The organism is Pseudomonas sp. B21-040, assembly GCF_024748695.1.
Classification (GTDB): domain Bacteria; phylum Pseudomonadota; class Gammaproteobacteria; order Pseudomonadales; family Pseudomonadaceae; genus Aquipseudomonas.
Window position 1 is genome coordinate 199,574 of the sequence record NZ_CP087176.1, and the last position, 18,572, is coordinate 218,145.

General features: G+C 60.1%; 16 protein-coding genes. 7 read left to right on the forward strand and 9 right to left on the reverse strand.

The genetic code is table 11. The annotated features are described in order from the left end of the window. Positions 1-351: 351 nt before the first annotated feature. The 4 genes from LOY55_RS00920 to LOY55_RS00935 are packed head-to-tail and all read left to right on the forward strand — an operon-like array spanning position 352 to position 3,299. On the forward strand, positions 352-1,017 hold the full coding sequence (locus tag LOY55_RS00920; RefSeq protein WP_046031344.1) for an amino acid ABC transporter permease: 666 nt from the start codon (positions 352-354) through the stop codon (positions 1,015-1,017). After that, positions 998-1,657 carry an amino acid ABC transporter permease gene (locus LOY55_RS00925; RefSeq protein ID WP_046031343.1) on the forward strand — a complete coding sequence of 220 codons (660 nt, stop codon included), beginning with the start codon at positions 998-1,000 and terminating at the stop codon, positions 1,655-1,657. The genes LOY55_RS00920 and LOY55_RS00925 overlap by 20 nt, the downstream gene beginning before the upstream one ends. Further along, the gene (locus LOY55_RS00930) at positions 1,654-2,436 is read left to right on the forward strand and encodes an amino acid ABC transporter ATP-binding protein (RefSeq protein WP_046031342.1); all 783 of its coding nucleotides are present in this window, start codon (positions 1,654-1,656) and stop codon (positions 2,434-2,436) included. The genes LOY55_RS00925 and LOY55_RS00930 overlap by 4 nt, the downstream gene beginning before the upstream one ends. Continuing rightward, a complete protein-coding gene (locus LOY55_RS00935; RefSeq protein WP_223523115.1) occupies positions 2,433-3,299 on the forward strand; it encodes a transporter substrate-binding domain-containing protein in 867 nt (288 codons plus the stop codon). The genes LOY55_RS00930 and LOY55_RS00935 overlap by 4 nt, the downstream gene beginning before the upstream one ends. A 97-nt stretch (positions 3,300-3,396) precedes the next feature. Here the strand turns inward: LOY55_RS00935 and LOY55_RS00940 are convergent, their stop codons facing one another. Beyond that, entirely contained in the window at positions 3,397-4,593 is a 1,197-nt protein-coding gene (locus tag LOY55_RS00940; protein WP_223523117.1) for an AAA family ATPase, read from the reverse strand. Between the two features lie 178 nt (positions 4,594-4,771). On the opposite strand from LOY55_RS00940, the gene LOY55_RS00945 reads away from it, so the two are divergent. From LOY55_RS00945 to LOY55_RS00955, 3 genes are read left to right on the forward strand one after another with little or no spacing between them, the layout of a single operon-like run. Next, on the forward strand, positions 4,772-5,875 hold the full coding sequence (locus LOY55_RS00945; RefSeq protein ID WP_046031339.1) for an efflux RND transporter periplasmic adaptor subunit: 1,104 nt from the start codon (positions 4,772-4,774) through the stop codon (positions 5,873-5,875). Then, positions 5,872-6,948 (forward strand): efflux RND transporter periplasmic adaptor subunit, encoded by a 1,077-nt coding sequence (locus LOY55_RS00950; RefSeq protein ID WP_109785284.1) that lies wholly within the window; start codon positions 5,872-5,874, stop codon positions 6,946-6,948. The genes LOY55_RS00945 and LOY55_RS00950 overlap by 4 nt, the downstream gene beginning before the upstream one ends. Further along, positions 6,945-9,995, forward strand: a complete 3,051-nt coding sequence (locus tag LOY55_RS00955; protein WP_046031337.1) for an efflux RND transporter permease subunit — start codon at positions 6,945-6,947, stop codon at positions 9,993-9,995. Before LOY55_RS00950 ends, LOY55_RS00955 begins: the two co-directional genes overlap by 4 nt. A 112-nt stretch (positions 9,996-10,107) precedes the next feature. Here the strand turns inward: LOY55_RS00955 and LOY55_RS00960 are convergent, their stop codons facing one another. The 8 genes from LOY55_RS00960 to LOY55_RS00995 all read right to left on the reverse strand — a co-directional run bounded on the left by LOY55_RS00960 (position 10,108) and on the right by LOY55_RS00995 (position 18,272). Then, positions 10,108-10,737: a bifunctional 2-polyprenyl-6-hydroxyphenol methylase/3-demethylubiquinol 3-O-methyltransferase UbiG gene (locus LOY55_RS00960; protein ID WP_223523119.1), complete on the reverse strand. Its 630-nt coding sequence runs from the start codon at positions 10,735-10,737 to the stop codon at positions 10,108-10,110. 114 nt (positions 10,738-10,851) lie between these two features. Continuing rightward, positions 10,852-11,208, reverse strand: coding sequence for a DUF6124 family protein (locus LOY55_RS00965; RefSeq protein WP_046031335.1), 357 nt, complete (start codon positions 11,206-11,208; stop codon positions 10,852-10,854). A 520-nt stretch (positions 11,209-11,728) separates the two neighbouring features. Continuing rightward, positions 11,729-12,373, reverse strand: coding sequence for a methionine ABC transporter permease (locus tag LOY55_RS00970; protein WP_046031334.1), 645 nt, complete (start codon positions 12,371-12,373; stop codon positions 11,729-11,731). After that, the gene (locus LOY55_RS00975; RefSeq protein WP_223523121.1) at positions 12,363-13,484 is read right to left on the reverse strand and encodes a methionine ABC transporter ATP-binding protein; all 1,122 of its coding nucleotides are present in this window, start codon (positions 13,482-13,484) and stop codon (positions 12,363-12,365) included. Before LOY55_RS00975 ends, LOY55_RS00970 begins: the two co-directional genes overlap by 11 nt. A gap of 2 nt (positions 13,485-13,486) precedes the next feature. Further along, positions 13,487-14,296, reverse strand: coding sequence for a MetQ/NlpA family ABC transporter substrate-binding protein (locus tag LOY55_RS00980; protein WP_109785287.1), 810 nt, complete (start codon positions 14,294-14,296; stop codon positions 13,487-13,489). A 142-nt stretch (positions 14,297-14,438) separates the two neighbouring features. After that, complete coding sequence (locus tag LOY55_RS00985; RefSeq protein ID WP_223523123.1) at positions 14,439-15,797, reverse strand: LLM class flavin-dependent oxidoreductase; 1,359 nt, start codon at positions 15,795-15,797, stop codon at positions 14,439-14,441. Then, a complete protein-coding gene (locus LOY55_RS00990) occupies positions 15,797-16,990 on the reverse strand; it encodes an SfnB family sulfur acquisition oxidoreductase (protein ID WP_223523125.1) in 1,194 nt (397 codons plus the stop codon). Before LOY55_RS00990 ends, LOY55_RS00985 begins: the two co-directional genes overlap by 1 nt. A gap of 40 nt (positions 16,991-17,030) precedes the next feature. Further along, entirely contained in the window at positions 17,031-18,272 is a 1,242-nt protein-coding gene (locus LOY55_RS00995) for an SfnB family sulfur acquisition oxidoreductase (RefSeq protein WP_046031329.1), read from the reverse strand. Between the last annotated feature and the right edge of the window lie 300 nt (positions 18,273-18,572).

Genomic DNA, 18,572 nt, shown 5'->3' on the forward strand with positions numbered 1-18,572 from the left:
CTGCGCAACGCTACCAATAACTTCACGATGTCCTGCGGATCCAGTCGCTGCGGCACTTTTACGTCAGCCATTTTCTCTTCCTTGTGATGGTTCGGCCGGGGGAGTCTGGCCAAAAGCTGTACGTCCTTGGAGGGGCAATGTGAAAAAAAGATCCCTCCTACAGTGCAAAGGAAAATAGTCGTCTTCCGTTGCCACAGCAAATCCGCAGATAGTTTTTTGCGTGATATCAATATGCTTTATCGGTATTTAAATTATGGTTTTTATACCTTTAAAGTCGATATCCGCCGGGCAGTTATCCCCTGCCCATGGAGTGCATCACCGTCGCTTACCGAGCGGCGTACAGGACGTTCAATGACTTTCGATTACGCGTTTATCCTCAGCACCCTGCCGGCGTTTCTCAAGGCCGTGGGCGTGACGCTGCAGGTCGGCTTTATTGCCATCGGTACTTCGCTGTTGGTGGCGTTGGTCAACGCGACCATTCTGGTGTTCCGCACGCCTTACTTGCAGCGCCTCGTCGGCCTGTATGTCGAGCTTGCCCGCAACACGCCGCTGCTGATCCAACTGTTCTTCGTCTACTTTGCCTTGCCGGCGCTGGGCATCAAGGTGTCGGGCTTTGCCGCGGCGATCATCACCATGACCTTCCTTGGCGGTGCGTACCTCACCGAAGTGCTGCGCGCCGGCGTGGATGCCGTGCCCCAGGCGCAACTCGAATCCGGCCGATCCATCGGCCTGTCCCAAGGGCAATTGCTGCGCTATGTGATCCTGCCGCAAGCCGGAATCCTCAGCCTGCCGTCGCTGTTCGCCAATTTCATTTTCCTGCTCAAGGAAACCACCGTGGTCTCGGCGGTGGCCGTGCCAGAGATTCTCTACACCACCAAAAGCTACATCGCGCTGTATTACAAAACCTACGAAATGCTCACCGTGCTGACGCTGATTTGCGTGTTGCTGTTTCTGCCGCTGTCGCTGTTGCTCAGCCGTCTGGAAAGGAGGCTCCAGCATGGCCAGTTCGGGTCTTGAGTTGCTCTGGGTGTCGTTGCCGCAACTGGGCAAGGGCGCGGCGCAAACCTTGTCGATTTCCTTCCTGAGCATCGCCATCAGCACCGTCGGCGGCGTGCTCTATGGCGTGTTGCGTACGCTGAATTCGACATGGCTGAACGCGATCCTGCGGGTGTACCTGGAATTGTTCCGGGCGATCCCGGTGCTGGTCTGGCTGTATTTGCTGTTCTTTGGCTTGCCGATTTTCTTCGGCTTGAGCATTCCGAGCTTCTGGTGCGCGGTGTTGGTGTTGTCGTTGTGGGGCGCCAGTGAAGTCGGCGAAGTGGTGCGCGGCGCGTTGCATTCATTGCCACGCGGGCAGCGTGAAGCCGGGTTGTCGATTGGCTTGAACGGCGTGCAACTCTACGGCTACGTGCTGCTGCCGCAAGCGTTGAAACGCATGACACCGCCGACCATCAACGTCTACACGCGCATCATCAAAACCAGCTCCCTGGCGGTGCTGATCGGTGTGGTGGATGTGATCAAGGTCGGCCAGCAGATCATCGAACGCACTTACGAATCGGTGCTGATCTACGGCGCACTTTTCCTGTTTTTCTTTTTCATCTGCTACCCGCTCTCGGCCGCCTCGCGCGTGCTGGAGCGGCGCTGGACGCAAGCATGAACGCACTGATCGAGTTCAAGGGTTTCAACAAGTTCTTCGGCGCACAGCAGGTGCTCAATGGCATCGACTTACAGGTTAAGGCGGGCGAAGTCATCGTCATCCTGGGCCCCAGCGGTTGTGGCAAAAGTACCCTGCTGCGCTGTCTCAACGGACTGGAGGTCGCGCACAGTGGCAGCCTGCAACTGGCCGGCCGCGAACTGCTGGGCAAGGGCACCGACTGGCGCGAAGTACGCCAACAGATCGGCATGGTGTTCCAGAGCTATCACTTGTTCCCGCACATGAGCGTGCTCGACAACCTGTTGCTCGGCCCGCTGAAAGTGCAGAAGCGCGACCGCCGTGAGGCCCGTGACCAGGCCGAAGCCTTGCTGGCGCGCGTGGGCCTGGCGGACAAGCGCGACGCATTCCCGCGTCAGCTCTCCGGTGGCCAGCAGCAACGCATCGCCATCCTCCGTTCGCTGTGCATGAACCCTCAGGTCATGCTCTTCGACGAAGTCACCGCCGCCCTCGACCCGGAAATGGTCAAGGAGGTTCTGGACGTCATTCAAGGCCTGGCCCGCGAAGGCATGACGCTGTTGATCGTCACCCACGAAATGGCCTTCGCCCGCGCTGTGGCGGACCGCATCGTGTTCATGGATGCCGGGCGAATCCTTGAGCAAAACCCTCCCGAGATTTTCTTTACGAACCCGCAAACCGCACGAGCGCAGCAGTTCCTGGAGAAGTTCTCCTACGTCGCCGCACTACCCAAAACGACTCAAACAAAGGAACTGGAACTGCTATGAAAACTGCCAAGACTTCACGCTTGCTACTGTCATTGTTCGGCCTCGCGTTACTGGCCGGTTGCAACAAATCCGAGGAGCCCGCCAAGCCGGTCGCCACCAGTGGCAGTTACCTGGAAAAAATCAAAGCCCGGGACAAACTGATCGTTGGCGTCTTCACCGATAAGCCGCCGTTCGGTTTCGTCAATGAGGCCGGGCGCTACGTGGGTTTCGATACGGACATCGGTCGTCAATTCGCCAAGGATTTGTTGGGCGATGAAAACAAAGTCGAGTTCGTCGCGGTGGAGCCGGCCAGCCGGATTCCGTTTCTGCAAAGTGACAAGGTCGATCTGATCCTGGCCAACATGACCGTCACCCCGGAGCGCAAGGAAGCAGTGGAATTCACCAACCCGAACCTGAAAGTCGCGGTACAGGCTTTGGTGCCACAAGCCAGCACGGTGAAAAACCTCGATGACCTGGCGACGCGCACCACCATCGTCACCACCGGTACGACGGCGGACATCTGGCTGACCAAGAATCACCCGGACTGGAAACTGCTGAAGTTCGAGAAGAACTCCGAATCCCTGCAAGCCCTGGCCAATGGTCGCGGTGATGCCTATGCGCAGGACAATCTGGTGCTGTTCAGCTGGGCCAAGCAAAACCCTGGCTACCGCGTATTGACCCAGACACTGGGCGCTGAGGCACCGATCGCGCCAGCGGTGAAGAAGGGCAATATCGAGCTGCGAGACTGGGTGAATACCGAGTTGGTGAAACTGGGTGAGGAGAAGTATTTGCTCAAGCTGTACGACCAGTACGTGCGCAAGGAACTGAGCGATGACACCAAGCCTGAGAGTGTGATTGTCGAGGGCGGGAAGTGGCAGGGCTGATGATCGTTTCTACGCAGGAGCACTGATCGTTCCCACGCAGAGCGTGGGAACGATCAAGCGGGAGCGAGCTCCCACGCCGCAGGGCGGGGGGGCAGCCTCAATCCGGCCAGTTCCACGCCGGCTCATCGAGCATTCGCTGGCCGACAATGCCGGTCTGGCCGAGGTTTTTCTCCAGCACGATGCAATTGCATTCCGGGTCTTCCTGCAACGCTGAAATCAACCGCCGCGCATGAGACACCACCCACACCTGGCACTGCTCCGAGGCCCGGATAATCAAACGTGCCAAGGCCGGCAACAGATCCGGATGCAGACTGGTTTCCGGCTCGTTCAGCACCATCAACGTGGGTGGGCGTGGCGTCAGCAGCGCGGCGACGAGCAGCAAATAACGCAGCGTCCCGTCCGACAATTCGGCGGCCGATAACGGCCGCAACAACCCTTCCTGATAAAACTCGATGGAAAACCGTCCGCCTTGCAACGGCGCGATGTGCAGTCTCGCACCGGGAAAGGCGTCGCTGATCGCGGTTCGCAGCGCCTCGGGGTCGCCGATTTCAATGATGGTCTGCAAGGCGGCCGCCAGGTCGCGCCCGTCGTGGTGCAACACGGGCGTGCGGGTGCCGAGTTGCGGTTGACGCACGGGCGCGTCGGCGTCACTGCGAAAGTGATCGTAGAAGCGCCAGCGACGGATGAACTCGCGTAATTCCAGGACCTCCGGCGAAGAACGCAAGCTGCCGACCTGATCGAACAGGCTGTCGAAATTCGGCGTGTGTTGGGCCAGCACGTCCCAGCTGCGATTGGCTCTGGCGCGGATCATCGGGCCGTTGCGATCCACCAGCAGGCTGGCCGGCCGATAGATTGGCCCGGCCCAGACGCATTCACGCTTGATTTGCGGGTCCAGGCTGAATCGCGACGGAATAGGCAGAGGGTGTTCGGGCAGCATGAAGTGGCCGTTGGAATCGGGCAGCCCGAGGCTGATCGAATAGCTGAAATCCTCACCGGCAAACCCCAGACGCAGTCGTTTGACGCCTTGTCTCACCGTTGCCTCGACCGGGACTTCACCATTGCGCATGCGTCGGGTGATGTTTTCCGGCCCGGCCCAGAAGGTCGAGTCCAGCCCACCCTCACGGGCCAGCGCATTGACCACGCCACCCTGAGCGGTTTCCGCCAGCAGGCGCAGTGCGCGGTATAGATTGGATTTACCGCTGCCATTCGGACCGGTAATCAGGTTCAAGCGGCCCAGTGGGATGACCAATTTATTGATCGAGCGGTAATTGGCCACCGCGAGGGTGTTGAGCATGTGCCGGTTCCTTGGGCGGGTTCAATAGGCGGGCATTGTCGGGTGCGCGCAGGCGTCTATGGCAAGTGTTTTAGGGTAAATCATGACAACTTTTTTCTTCATAAGTCGGGCGTGCAAGGTCACGACATTGTTCTAAGCTCTCTGTCGTGTTGTTCATAAAAAAGGCCAAGGAGTTTGCATGGCGGTTCCCGGATTGAAAGTCATCATGGCCTTGAGTGTCGCAATGCTGCTGACGGCATGCGACGAGAAAAAACCGATTCAGGAGTACCTGCCAAGGGTATTCGTACAAGTGGTCAAACCGTCGGATTACGCGGCCTCGGTGACGCTGACGGGTGACATTCAGGCCCGTGTCCAGACCGAGCTGTCCTTCCGCGTCGGCGGCAAAATCATCCAGCGTACGGTGGATGTCGGTGATCGGGTGACCGCCAAGCAAGTGCTGGCGCGCCTCGATCCCAAGGACTTGCAGACCAATGTCGATTCGGCCCAGGCCCAAGTGGCCGCCCAACAGGCGCTGGTCAAGCAGAATGCGGCGGCGTTCGTGCGCCAGCAAAAACTCCTGCCCAAGGGCTACACCAGCCAGAGCGAATATGACTCGGCGCAGGCAGCGTTGCGCAGCAGTCAGAGCGCATTGAGCGCGGCCCAGGCGCAGCTGGCCAATGCCCGCGATCAACTGAGCTACACCGCACTGATCGCCGAAGCGCCCGGCATCATCACCGCACGTCAGGCTGAAGTCGGCCAGGTGGTGCAGGCGACAATGCCGGTTTTCAGCCTGGCTCGCGATGGCGATCGAGATGCGGTGTTCAATGTCTATGAATCGCTACTGGCCGAGAAGCCGACGGATCAAACCATTGTCCTCAGTCTGCTCGATAACCCCGAGATCAAAACCACCGGCACCGTGCGCGAAGTGACCCCGGCGGTGTCCGCCCAGTCCGGCACCGTGCAGGTCAAGGTTGGCCTCGACAGCCTGCCCGCCGGGATGCAACTGGGTTCGGTGGTGAGCGCCACGGCCAGAGGTTCGGGCAAGTCTGCGATTGAGTTGCCATGGTCGGCCCTGACCAAAAACATCAGTGAGCCTGCTGTCTGGTTGGTCGACGACAAAGGCCAGGCCCAATTGCACTCGGTCACCGTTTTACGCTACCTGACCGGCAGGGTCATTATCAGTAAAGGCCTCAACGAGGGCGACAAAGTCATCATCGCCGGAGGGCAGTTGTTGCACCCGGGCATGGAAGTCGAGATTGCCGAAAATACTTACAAGGATCTGAGTTGGGGAGCCAAGCCATGAAGCCTTTTTGGGCATTGCCCCTTGGATTGTCCCTTGGGCTGGTGCTGAGCGCCTGTTCCAAAAACGAACCGCCACCGCAGCCGGTACGTCCCGTGCTGTCCGTCAAGGTCAAGGCCTTGAACGAAGAGGATCTGGGCCGGTTTGCCGGCAGTATCCAGGCGCGTTACGAAAGCAATACCGGTTTTCGGGTGGGCGGGCGCATCGCCAGTCGTAACGTCGATGTCGGGGCCGAGGTCGAGAAGGGCACATTGCTCGCGACCCTTGATCCTTCTGATCAGCAAAACCAGTTGCGTTCGGCTCAGGGCGACCTGGCGAAAATCTTCGCGCAATTGATCAATGCCAAAGCCAGTGCGTCGCGCCAGCAGGCCCTGTTTGATCGCGGAGTGGGTGCGCAAGCGCAGCTGGACGCCGCCCTGACCGATCTGAAAACCACCCAGGCCTCCCTCGATCAAGCTCAGGCGACGGTCAGCCAGAGCCAGGATCAACTCGGCTACACCGAGTTGCGCTCCGACCATAAAGCCGTGGTCACCGCATGGAACGCCGAGGCCGGCCAGGTAGTCTCCGCCGGCCAGCAAGTGGTGACCCTGGCGCAACCTGACATCAAGGAAGCGGTGATTGATCTGCCCGATACATTGGTCGATCAACTGCCCGAGGATGTGGTGTTTCAGGTCGCCGCCCAACTCGACCCGAACACCAACACCACCGCGATCATCCGCGAAATCGAACCCCAGGCGCAGAGTGCCACGCGCACCCGTCGTGCTCGCCTGACCCTCGCTGAAACGCCGGAAGGCTTTCGTTTGGGCACCGCGATCAGCGTCACCCTGAGTTCGGCGATCAAGCCGCGCATCGAACTGCCTCTCACCTCGTTGCAGGAGGTCGACGGCAAACCCCGCATCTGGGTGATTGATACACAGAAAAAGACCGTGGCACCCAGGGACGTCAAGGTCATCAGCCGTACCGACAGCACCGTGGTGCTGGCCGGCGGCGTCAAGAACGGCGAGCGCGTCATCACGGCCGGCGTAAACAGCCTCAAACCGGGGCAACCAGTGAAATTCGACGAGGACAGTCAATGAAAGGGCCTTTCAATCTCTCGGAATGGGCCCTCAAGCATCAGTCGTTCGTCTGGTATCTGATGTTCGTCGCGTTGCTGATGGGTGTGTTCTCGTACTTCAACCTGGGGCGCGAAGAAGACCCTTCGTTCACCATCAAAACCATGGTGATCCAGAGCAAATGGCCGGGCGCGACCCAGGAGGAAACGCTCAAGCAGATCACTGACCGGATCGAGAAAAAACTCGAAGAGCTCGACTCCCTCGACTACGTGAAAAGCTACACACGGCCGGGCGAGTCCACGGTGTACGTGTACTTGCGCGACACTACCAATTCCAAGGACATCCCGGAGATCTGGTACCAGGTACGCAAGAAGATCAACGACATCAAGTACCAGTTCCCGCAAGGCATACAGGGGCCGTCGTTCAACGACGAGTTCGGTGACGTCTTCGGGTCGATCTACGCCTTCACCGCTGACGGCCTGACCTTGCGTCAGTTGCGCGACTACGTGGAACAGGCGCGCATGGAAATTCGCGGCGTGCCGGGGCTGGGCAAGATCGAAATGGTCGGCCAGCAGGACGAAGTGCTGTACCTGAATTTCTCCACACGCAAACTCGCAGCGCTGGGCATCGATCAGCGTCAGGTGGTGCAGAGCCTGCAAACCCAGAACGCCGTGACCCCGGCAGGTGTCATAGAGGCCGGGCCGGAGCGGATTTCGGTGCGCACTTCAGGGAAGTTCGCTTCGGAGAAAGACCTGGCCGAGGTCAACCTCAAGCTCAACGACCGCTACTATCGTCTGGCCGACATTGCCGAAATCAGTCGCGGCTATGTCGACCCGGCCTCGCCGGAATTTCGCTTCAACGGCAAACAGGCCATCGGCCTGGCGATTGCCATGCAGACGGGTGGCAACGTCCAGGCGTTCGGCAAGGCCTTGCACGAGCGTATCGAACAACTGACCGCCGACCTGCCGGTGGGTGTTGGCATCTACAACGTCTCGGATCAGGCCGTGGTGGTGGAAGAGGCCGTCGGCGGCTTTACCCGTGCGCTGTTCGAAGCGGTGATCATCGTGCTGGTGGTTAGCTTCATCAGCCTCGGTGTGCGTGCCGGGCTGGTGGTGGCGTGCTCGATCCCGTTGGTGCTGGCGTTGGTCTTCGTGTTCATGGAGTACAGCGGCATTACCATGCAGCGGATCTCCCTTGGCGCACTGATCATTTCCCTCGGCCTGATGGTGGACGACGCGATGATCACCGTGGAGATGATGGTCACGCGCCTTGAGTTGGGCGACACCAAGGAGCAAGCCGCCACGTTCGCCTACACCTCCACGGCGTTCCCGATGTTGACCGGTACGCTGGTAACGGTGGCGGGGTTCGTGCCGATCGGCTTGAACGCCAGTTCCGCGGGTGAGTACACCTACACGCTGTTTGCGGTGATTGCCTGCGCAATGCTGGTGTCGTGGGTGGTGGCGGTACTGTTTGCACCGGTGCTCGGCGTGCACATTCTCAGTGCCAACGTGAAACCCCATGAAGGCGAACCCGGGCGCATCGGCAAGGCGTTCAATGGCGGGCTGCTGTGGTGCATGCGCAATCGCTGGTGGGCCATCGGCATCACTGTGCTGTGTTTTGTGCTGGCGTTGTTTTGCATGCGTTTTGTGCAGAACCAGTTCTTCCCGTCTTCGGATCGCCCGGAAATCCTGGTCGACCTGAACCTGCCGCAAAACGCCTCGATCGACGAAACCCGCCGGGCCGTCGATCGTCTCGAAGCCACGCTCAAGGACGATCCGGACATCGTGCGCTGGAGCACCTACATCGGTCAGGGCGCGATCCGTTTCTATCTGCCTCTGGACCAACAACTGCAAAACCCGTTCTATGCGCAGTTGGTGATCGTCAGCAAAGGCAAGACCCGTGAGGCCATGATGCAGAAGCTTCGTGAGCGCTTGCGCAATGACTTCGTCGGCATCGGCGGTTATGTCCAGGCACTGGAAATGGGCCCGCCGGTAGGGCGTCCGATCCAGTACCGGATCAGCGGCAAAGACATCGACCAGGTTCGCCGGCACGCCATCGACCTGGCCTCCGAACTGGACAAGAACCCGCACATTGGCGAGATCATCTACGACTGGAACGAACCGGGCAAAGTGCTGCGCATCGACATTGCCCAAGACAAGGCGCGGCAGTTGGGGCTGTCTTCCGAAGACGTGGCCAACCTGATGAACGGCATCGTCAGCGGCCAGGCGGTGACCCAGGTCGATGACGACATCTATCTGATCAATGTGGTCGGGCGTGCAGTGGATTCCGAACGTGGTACGCCGGAAACCCTGCAGAACTTGCAGATCGTCTCGCCGAACGGCACGTCGATTCCGCTGTTGGCGTTTGCCACCGTGCGCTACGAGCTGGAGCAGCCGCTGGTGTGGCGTCGCGATCGTCTGCCGACCATCACCATCAAGGCGGCGATACGCGACGAGATCCAGCCGACGGACCTGGTGAAGATCCTCAAGCCGTCCATCGACGCCTTCGCTGCCAAGTTGCCGGCGGGCTACAAAGTCGCCACCGGCGGTACGGTGGAGGAAAGCGGCAAGGCCCAGGGGCCGATTGCCAAGGTTGTGCCGCTGATGCTGTTCTTGATGGCGACCTTCCTGATGATCCAGTTGCACAGCGTGCAGAAGCTGTTCCTGGTGGCCAGCGTCGCGCCGTTGGGCCTGATCGGCGTGGTGATCGCGCTGGTGCCGACAGGCACGCCGATGGGCTTTGTGGCGATCCTTGGGATTTTGGCGCTGATCGGCATCATCATCCGTAACTCGGTGATTCTGGTGACCCAGATCGACGAATACGAGAAGAAGGGCTATGCGCCGTGGGACGCGGTGGTCGAGGCCACCGAGCATCGACGTCGGCCGATCCTGCTGACGGCGGCGGCGGCGAGCCTGGGGATGATTCCGATTGCCCGGGAAGTGTTCTGGGGGCCGATGGCCTACGCGATGATCGGCGGGATTGTCATCGCAACCTTGCTGACGCTGCTGTTTTTGCCGGCGCTTTATGTGGCCTGGTACAAAATTCGCGAGCCGAAGAAAGAGGTGGCTTAAAGGCGAGCGCTTCGCGCTCTAATCGCGGGCAAGTCGAATCGTCGCACCGCCGCCCCCACAGTGACCGCGTACCCTGTGGGAGCGGGCTTGCCCGCGAAGGCGTCCGAACTGACTACACAGGCTTACGCCAGACACTCGCCAACCAAGGCTGCCGCTCCCGCGGCAGCCCTGCTGGCCGGTAGTAATGCTCCAGCTCCACAAACCCCGCCTCGGTCAGTAACTGCTGCCAAGCCGCAAGGTCGTGATACGACCCATAACGCGGCCCGTTCCAGCCCTCCTGATTCTCCCCGCGAGGATTGGAACTGAACAACACCCCACCCGGTTTCAACGCCCCGCGCAGTTGCTTCAACACCCGTGGTAATTCCTGGCGCGGGATGTGAAACAACACCGCATTGGCAAAAATTCCGTCGAAGCGTTCGGCCGGTAAATCAAGCTTCAGGAAGTCCTGCTGCCAGACCTCACAACCGCTGTCCTCGCGTGCCATCTGCGCCAGTTTTTCTGAGCCGTCGAGGCCGACGGCGCTATGGCCCATGCGTGTGAAGGTTTGCAGGTCACGGCCCGGGCCGCAGCCAAAATCAAGAATGTCGAACGGCGCCTCGCCTTGAATATGCCGCAACAGGGCATCGATGTTCTGGCTGACATCGTGATCGCGAGTGCCCTCGCGAAAGTCCTCGGCCACCGAGTTGTAGTGGCCGAGGGTGGTGGCGGTGATCTGCTCAAGGTCGGTGGGCGTCTGCTTCATGGTCGGGCTGCACGGGCAATTAGGGTTTGCCGAATATACGCCATGAAGCCGGTGGCTGCTTCGCAGCCAATCGCGAGCAAGCTCGCGATGGCGGTATCACTGACAACCAATAACTCAGCCCTGCTTCATCCCCAGGCAATCAATCGAGCGATCCACCATGGCTTTGGCAATCTCCAGCAAATGCCAGACCGAAAACACCATGGCGCGGTCCGCCCCTTTGAGGTGATCGCCACATTGATACGCCGTCACCGAAGCACAGCGCAGCAGATCGGCAACATAGAGCTGGGTGTCTTCGAAACTCACGTCTTTGCTGACGTTGTAGAAGCGCAGCTCATCGGGCGGTGAAGGTTGGTCGCCAGTGAGGTAGAAATCAATGGCACGGTAGAGCGCTGATCGATCCCTGGGCGGGGCTTCAGTGGCGGTTTCGTGGGTAGAGGTTTCGGGAGGTGGATCGGGTACGGATTTCTTCATTGGTAAAACTCCTAGAGCTAATTGGAGCCAACCGTAATCGCGACTAAACGAGCAGGGGTGGCGGCTGCACGCAGGTTAGTCGACCGGCCTCCAGGCATACCGGCGCACCCGAAGGTGCCCTGCGCACAGCCACCATAGCTTTCAGGAAATGAGAACACCTGAAATGAGGTGGCGCTGTGCGCCTAGAGAGATCCGGGCGACTAAACCCGATCACTGATGAGCAGTGACGGACCGAGACTAGCCACGGAAATTGACAGGCGCAAGCGAGCGGAATGATCTAGGAAATGTCCTGCAAAGGAAAGGGAACGGACCTTCGGAAGCTCTGATTTTCCTGTACGAAAACTTCCCCGATCAGCCAAGCCGCAATGCAACCTGTAGCAGCTGGCGAAGCCTGCGTTCGGCTGCGCAGCAGTCGTGAAATCAGTGTTCGCGGTGTTTCAGGAAGACTCTGCAAGCAGGGTTTACGACTGCTTCGCAGCCGAACGCAGGCTTCGCCAGCTGCTACAAAGTGTGTCGCGGCTTAACGCTTGTTGAGCCCCCGCGCCAATCGATCCCCGCCCAACTGAATCACCGCCACCAACACCACCAGCAACACAATCACCGTCAGCATGATCTGGCTGTCGAATCGCTGATAGCCATACCGATACGCGATGTCGCCCAATCCGCCGGCACCAATCGCCCCGGCCATGGCCGACGAGTTGATCATCGTCACCAGCGTAATCGTGAAACCGCCGACAATCCCCGGCAGCGCCTCGGGCAGCAGCACATGCCAGACAATGTGCCAACGCCGGCACCCCATCGCCTGCGCCGCTTCGATCAAGCCGAAATCGACCTCACGCAAACTGACTTCGGCGATGCGCGCAAAGAATGGCGTCGCGGCAATGGTCAGTGGAACCACCGCCGCCCAGACGCCATACGTCGTGCCGACAATGAGCCGGGTAAACGGAATCAGCGCTACCATCAAAATCAAAAACGGAATCGAGCGGAACAGGTTCACGAATGCGCCCAACGCGCGGTTCAGCGTCGGCGCTTCGTAGATGCCACCCTTGGAACTGGTGACCAGAAACACCGCCAGCGGAATGCCCACCAGCAGCGCGATCAATGACGATACGCCGACCATCAGGAAGGTGTCGATGAAGCCTTGCAGCAAGCGATCAAACCACATAACCCAGCACCTCCACCTGTTGCGCCCATTGGCTGGCGCGCTGGCGCAGGTCTTCGGCATCGAACGGTGAGCCGCTCACCGCCAACAACAACTGCCCCAGCGCATGCCCCTGAATCCGTTCCACGCCACCCTGCAGCAACTTCACCCGTCCGCCGAGGGCGGCGAATAATGCCGCCAGATCCGGCTCATCGCTGGCGCTGCCGGTGAACTGCAAACGCAGCACCACAGCGGCATCCGGGCTCTGCGATTGCGCTCGCAAGCGACTGTGCAATTCCTCCGGCAAGGCGTGTTGCAGCGGCGCCAGCAGCGTTTTGCTGACCTCGTGCTGCGGATCGCCGAACACTTCCCACACAGGCCCCTGCTCGACGATCTTCCCGTGCTCGAGCACCACGACGCGGTCGCAAATATCGCGGATCACCGCCATTTCGTGAGTGATCAAAACGATGGTCAAACCCAGACGCTGATTGATCTCGCGCAACAGGCCGAGGATCGATTGGGTGGTCTCCGGGTCCAGCGCCGAAGTGGCTTCGTCGCACAGCAAAATCGCCGGGTCATGCACCAGCGCACGGGCGATGCCGACGCGCTGTTTCTGCCCGCCGGACAGCTGCGCCGGGTAGGCCTGGTGTTTGCCTTGCAGGCCCACCAGTTCCAGCAGTTCACGAACCTTCTGCTCGCGTTTGTCCTTGGGCACACCGGCGACTTTCAGCGGCAACTCGACGTTCTGCCACACCGTTTTGGCTGACATCAGGTTGAAGTGCTGGAAGATCATGCCAATGCGCCGACGCAGCGCCACCAGACGGTCTTCATCGAACTCGCCGATGTCCACCTGATCGATCAATACGCGACCGCTGCTCGGTTGTTCCAGACGGTTGATGGTGCGGATCAACGACGATTTGCCGGCGCCGCTGCGGCCGATGATGCCAAACACTTCGCCGCGCTGTATCGCCAGGTCGATGCCGTGCAGTGCCGCCACCGGGCCTTGTTGGCCGTCGTAGGTTTTGCCCAGGCCAATGAAACGCACGTGGGCGCGGTTCAGGTCCGGGTGCAGTTCGGTTTGTATAGCGTTATGGGGCTCTGGAATCTCCAGTCGCCGTTGGGTGGCGGCCGTCATCCTCAGCTTTCCCAGCCAGCTTGATAGAGCTTGCCGTGAGCCTTGTCCAGTGCGGCACGAACGGCCGGTGAATGCTGATAAATGTCGACGAATTTGATCAGGCGCGGGTCGGTTTTACTCTTGGGCTGGATCACGAACTGGATCACGTATTCCTTGTGGTCGAGGCCGTCGAACAGCAGCGCAGAGCCGGCATCGAACGTCTTCGCCAGACGGATGTAGGCCGGGTAGCCCTGGACCAGATCCGCATCGTCGTAGGCGCGCACCAGTTGCACGGCTTCGACTTGCAGGATTTTGATGTTCTTCGGATTGGCGATGATGTCGTCTTCGGTGGCCTTGTAGCCCACGCCCGGTTTGAGCGTGATCAGCCCTGCCTTGGCCAGCAGTTGCAGACCGCGACCGCTGTTGATCGGGTCGTTGGCGATGGCGACGCTGGCGCCTTGCGGGAGCTCCTCGAAACTTTTGTATTTCTTCGAGTAGAGGCCGACGTTGTTGATGATCCCCGGTGCGAACGGCACCAGGTCAAAACCCGAGGCGGCCTTGGCGTTTTCCAGGAACGGGACGTGCTGGAAATAGTTCACGTCGATGTCGCCAGCCGCCAGGCTGACGTTGGGGGCGATCCAGTCGCTGAACTCCACCAAATCGACTTGCAGGCCTTGTTTTTTGGCTTCTTCGACGGCGGCCTCCAAGGGGATGGCGAAGGCGGCGGTGGTGCCGATTTTCAATGGCGCGTCGGCGGCGAAGGTAATGGAGCTGAAGAGGCCGAGGGCCAGAGCCAGTGCTTTGACTGGGTGGGAGAGGTCGTACTTTTTCATGATGAGTTATCCAGTCAGTGCATTAAGTTTGTGGTGTTTGGTAGGGCCTCATCGCGAGCAAGCTTTGCTCCTACAGGTATGGGTGTGGCCCATAAAAAAGGCCCCCCTGAATCTGTAGGAGCAAGGCTTGCCCGCGATGCTTTTAGCGGCGAAACGCCGAGCCAGTGTGTTGCTCAGGCAAAAGCGCCTCTGCGTGAAACAGTTTTTCGCGCAAGCTGCCCTCGTCATAAGCGGTCTTGTACGACCCGCGGCGTTGCAGCTCCGGGATCACCAGCTCAATGAAATCCACATAGCTTTCCGGCGTGACAATCCGTGTCAGGTTGAAGCCGTCCAGACCGGTTTCGGCGATCCACGATTCCAGTTCATCCGCCACTTGTTCAGGCGAACCCACCAGCGTGATATAGCGGCCACCGAGTGCGTGTTGCTCCAGCAATTTGCGCCGGGTCCAATCGTTGTTTTGCAGGTTTTTGGTCGCCGACTGAATCGCGTTGCTCTTCACGTACTGGATCGGTTCGTCGATGGCGTACTCGGAAAAATCGATGCCGGTAGACGCCGAGAAATGCGCCACGCCAGCCTCGGCACTGGCGTAGCTCAGGTACTCGGCGTGCTTGGCCCAGGCGAGTTCCTCGGTGGCGCCGACAATCACGTTCAGCCCCATGAACACCTTGATGTCCTCGGGTTTGCGCCCGGCCTCGACGGCGCTGGCGCGCACCTTGTCCACCTGGATTTTGGTCGACGGTTTGTTCTGGCCACTGATGAACACGCACTCGGCATGCCGACCGGCGAACAGCAAACCGCGATCCGAACTGCCGGCCTGAAACAGTACCGGTGTACGTTGTGGCGACGGCTCGCACAGGTGATAACCCTCGACCTGATAGAACTCGCCCTTGTGCTCGACCTTGTGCACTTTGTCCGGTTGGGCATAGATCCGCTGCTCGCGGTCGTTGAGCACCGCGCCGTTTTCCCAACTGCCTTCCCAGAGTTTGTAGAGCACCTCCAGGTATTCATCGGCCTGGTCATAACGACGGTCGTGTTCCACCTGCTCGCTCAGGCCCATGGCCTTGGCGGCGCTGTCGAGGTAGCCGGTGACGATGTTCCAGCCGACCCGGCCGCGGCTCAGGTGATCGAGCGTCGACATGCGCCGGGCGAACAGGTACGGCGGTTCGTAAGTGAGGTTGGCGGTCAGGCCGAAGCCGAGGTTTCTGGTTACCGCCGCCATGGCCGACACCAGCAGCAGCGGGTCGTTGACCGGCAGTTGGATCGACTCCTTGAGCGGCACCTCCACCGAGTTCTGGTAGACGTCGTACACGCCGACGATGTCGGCGATGAACAATCCGTCGAACAGCCCGCGCTCCAGCAATTGCGCCAGCTCCGTCCAGTATTCGATCGTCTTGTATTGCGTGGAATTGTCCCGTGGGTGCGTCCACAGGCCATGGTTGATGTGCCCGATGCAGTTCATGTTGAACGCGTTGAGCAGGATTTTCTTTTTCGCGCTGGCCATCAAATGGTCCCCCGCAGTGGCGGGTTTTCATCGTTGAGGTAGTAGTTGCCCACCGCGTGGTACTTCCAGCGCACCGGGTCGTGCAAGGTGTGCACGCGCGCGTTGCGCCAGTGCCGATCCAGCCCATGCTCGATCAGGGTGGCCTGGCTGCCGGCCAGTTCGAACAACGTGCTGCCGGCGGCGAGGGAGATTTCAGTGCTGAGGGCCCGGGCTTCGGCAACGGCAATCGATGCGGCGGCGACGGTCTCGGCGTTGGTGTCGGCTTGAGCTCTGTCGAGAAATTCGCCGGAGCGTTCCAGCAGGGCTTCAGCCGCATGCAAGCGAATGCTCAAGTGGCCGAAGCTTTTGAGGGTCAGTGGGTCCTCAGTGGCTTTTTCGTGGGTGGCGTCGATCCATGGCCGGGTTTTGGTCCGGACAAAATGCAGCGCATCTTCATCCGCCGCGCGGGCAATACCGGTGTCGATGGCCGCGTGAAGAATCTGTGCCAACGGGCCGACGGTGGTCGGGCGCTCGAACGCGCTTTGAAACGGGATCACGTCTTCGGCCGCCACATGCACGTCTTCGAACACCACCGAGCCGCTGCCGGTGGTGCGTTGGCCAAAGCCGCTCCAATCGTCGATGACCGTCAGGCCTTGGCTATCGCGCGGGACGAACGCCAGTTGCTGCACGCCGTTTTCATCCACCACCGAAGTGGGAATGCGTTGCGCGTAAATGGCGCCGGTCGCGTAGAACTTGCGACCGCTGATGCGATAACCGTCGCCGTCACGCTTGAGGCTGGTGATGCGCTCGTGCGCGGTTTTTGTGCCGAGCTCGGCGAGCGCATTGCCGAAGCGCTGGCCGGCCAATACCTCGGCGTACAAGCGTTTTTTCTGCGCATGGCTGCCGTTCACGCGCAGCACTTCGAGGGCATAAAAATGATTCTGCGGGATTTGCCCGAGCGAGCCGTCAGCCTGGGCAATCAACGCGATCACCTTGGCCAGCGTCACGTTGGAAACCCCGGCGCCGCCGTACTCCTTTGGCACGCTGATGCCCCACAGGCCCGAGCGGGAAAACACTTCCAGTTCCGGGTGCGGCAGTCGGCGTTCGCGGTCGCGCAGGGCACTGTCGCGTTTGAAGTCTTCGGCCAGATCGCTGGCGACGACCAGGGCTTGCTCGTCGCTGGTGATGACCGCGACGTGGTGAGAATAAGTCATGTGTTTCTCCAGAGATCTGGTCAAAAAAGGGTGCTGGTCGTCAGATCCAGGAATGCCGCGCCGGCAAGGTGCCGTTGAGGTGATAGGTGCCGACGGCGTGATATTTCCAGCGCACGGGGTCGTGCAGCGTGTGCACGCGGGCGTTGCGCCAGTGGCGGTCGAGGTTGAATTCGGCGAGGGTGGCGCGGCTGCCGGCCAGTTCGAAAAGCTTTTCGCTGGCCAGCAGCGAGATCTCGGTGGTCAGCACTTTGGCTTCGGCCACGGCAATCGAAGCGCGGGCGGCAGACTCGGGGGTGAGGGGGGCGGCGTTGACCTGGTCAAGCACTTGCCCGGCCTTGCGCAGCAACGCTTCGGCGGCGTGCAGCTCGATTTTCAACTTGCCGATGTCCGCGATCACATACAGGTCATCGCTGGCCCGTTCGACCTTGGCGTCGATCCACGGACGGGCGCGGGTTTTCACGAAGTCGATGGCATCATCGATGGCGCCCCGGGCAATCCCGGCGTCGATGGCGGCTTGAATCAGTTGCGACACGGCGCCCTGAATATTCGGCTTATCGTTGATCTTCCAGTTATCCACCACCAGCTCGGCATCGACCCGCACGTTGTTGAGCAAAATAGTGCCGCTGGCAGTGGTGCGCTGACCGAAGCCCGACCAGTCATCAACGATGCGCAGCCCCGGGGTGCCGCGACGGACGAAGGCCAGCACTTGTTTGCCGTCATCGTTCAGCGCCTTGACTGCGACCCAGTGGGCGAACAGCGCGCCCGTGGAGTAAAACTTCTGGCCATTGAGGACAAAGCCGTCGCCGTCGGCGGTAATGCGCGCCTTGAGCTCCAGGGTGTTTTTAGTGCCGCGTTCAGGCCCTGCATTGCCGATGCGCCAGCCGTCGAGCACGCTTTTGAACAGCTGCTTTTTCTGCGCTTCAGTGGCGCTGCCGAGCACCAGGTTGAGAATGCCGAACTGGTTTTGCGGGATCTGTCCCAGTGCCGGGTCTGCTGCGGAAATGATCGCGAAGACTTCGGCCAGGGTGACGAACGAAACCTGTGGGCCACCGTATTCACGCGGGATGGCAATGCTGCCCAATCCGCTGCGGGTGAACTGTTCGATTTCCGACCAGGGCAACTTGCGCTGCCGGTCACGTTTGGCCGCGTGCAGACGGGCGACTTGCGCCAGCTCATGGGCGGCTTCGATGGCTTGAGCATCGTTGCGCAGGACCTGTGCGGGCAACAACAACGGGGCGATGTCCAGATCACTCTGAACGTGGGCTTCTGCCAGACTGGACATCAGTGCCGCTCCTTGGCTGCACGCAATGCCCTGGCGATCTGCACTGGGGTGATTGTGTTCCGGACCATACCTACCTCACATCTCATGGGATCGCCGCGTGGTGGCGACGAATAAAAACAAGAATGTCCGGTGGTCCGGTGCATATACCCTAAGCGTGTATAAAAAATTAATAAACTAACTTTTAGGAATATACATAGAAGGGGTGGCATACACCCATTTGATGAGTGTGCGCATACCCCTGTAGCAGCTGGCGAAGCTTGCGTCGGCCGGTCCGCGCTCGGGCGCAGCAGTCGTAAATCT

Coding starts and splice junctions, on each gene's coding strand:
- LOY55_RS00920 (WP_046031344.1), top strand. CDS start 352: ATGACTTTCGATTACGCGTTTATCCTCAGCACCCTGCCGGCGTTTCTC.
- LOY55_RS00925 (WP_046031343.1), top strand. CDS start 998: ATGGCCAGTTCGGGTCTTGAGTTGCTCTGGGTGTCGTTGCCGCAACTG.
- LOY55_RS00930 (WP_046031342.1), top strand. CDS start 1,654: ATGAACGCACTGATCGAGTTCAAGGGTTTCAACAAGTTCTTCGGCGCA.
- LOY55_RS00935 (WP_223523115.1), top strand. CDS start 2,433: ATGAAAACTGCCAAGACTTCACGCTTGCTACTGTCATTGTTCGGCCTC.
- LOY55_RS00940 (WP_223523117.1), bottom strand. CDS start 4,593: ATGCTCAACACCCTCGCGGTGGCCAATTACCGCTCGATCAATAAATTG.
- LOY55_RS00945 (WP_046031339.1), top strand. CDS start 4,772: ATGGCGGTTCCCGGATTGAAAGTCATCATGGCCTTGAGTGTCGCAATG.
- LOY55_RS00950 (WP_109785284.1), top strand. CDS start 5,872: ATGAAGCCTTTTTGGGCATTGCCCCTTGGATTGTCCCTTGGGCTGGTG.
- LOY55_RS00955 (WP_046031337.1), top strand. CDS start 6,945: ATGAAAGGGCCTTTCAATCTCTCGGAATGGGCCCTCAAGCATCAGTCG.
- LOY55_RS00960 (WP_223523119.1), bottom strand. CDS start 10,737: ATGAAGCAGACGCCCACCGACCTTGAGCAGATCACCGCCACCACCCTC.
- LOY55_RS00965 (WP_046031335.1), bottom strand. CDS start 11,208: ATGAAGAAATCCGTACCCGATCCACCTCCCGAAACCTCTACCCACGAA.
- LOY55_RS00970 (WP_046031334.1), bottom strand. CDS start 12,373: ATGTGGTTTGATCGCTTGCTGCAAGGCTTCATCGACACCTTCCTGATG.
- LOY55_RS00975 (WP_223523121.1), bottom strand. CDS start 13,484: ATGACGGCCGCCACCCAACGGCGACTGGAGATTCCAGAGCCCCATAAC.
- LOY55_RS00980 (WP_109785287.1), bottom strand. CDS start 14,296: ATGAAAAAGTACGACCTCTCCCACCCAGTCAAAGCACTGGCTCTGGCC.
- LOY55_RS00985 (WP_223523123.1), bottom strand. CDS start 15,797: ATGGCCAGCGCGAAAAAGAAAATCCTGCTCAACGCGTTCAACATGAAC.
- LOY55_RS00990 (WP_223523125.1), bottom strand. CDS start 16,990: ATGACTTATTCTCACCACGTCGCGGTCATCACCAGCGACGAGCAAGCC.
- LOY55_RS00995 (WP_046031329.1), bottom strand. CDS start 18,272: ATGTCCAGTCTGGCAGAAGCCCACGTTCAGAGTGATCTGGACATCGCC.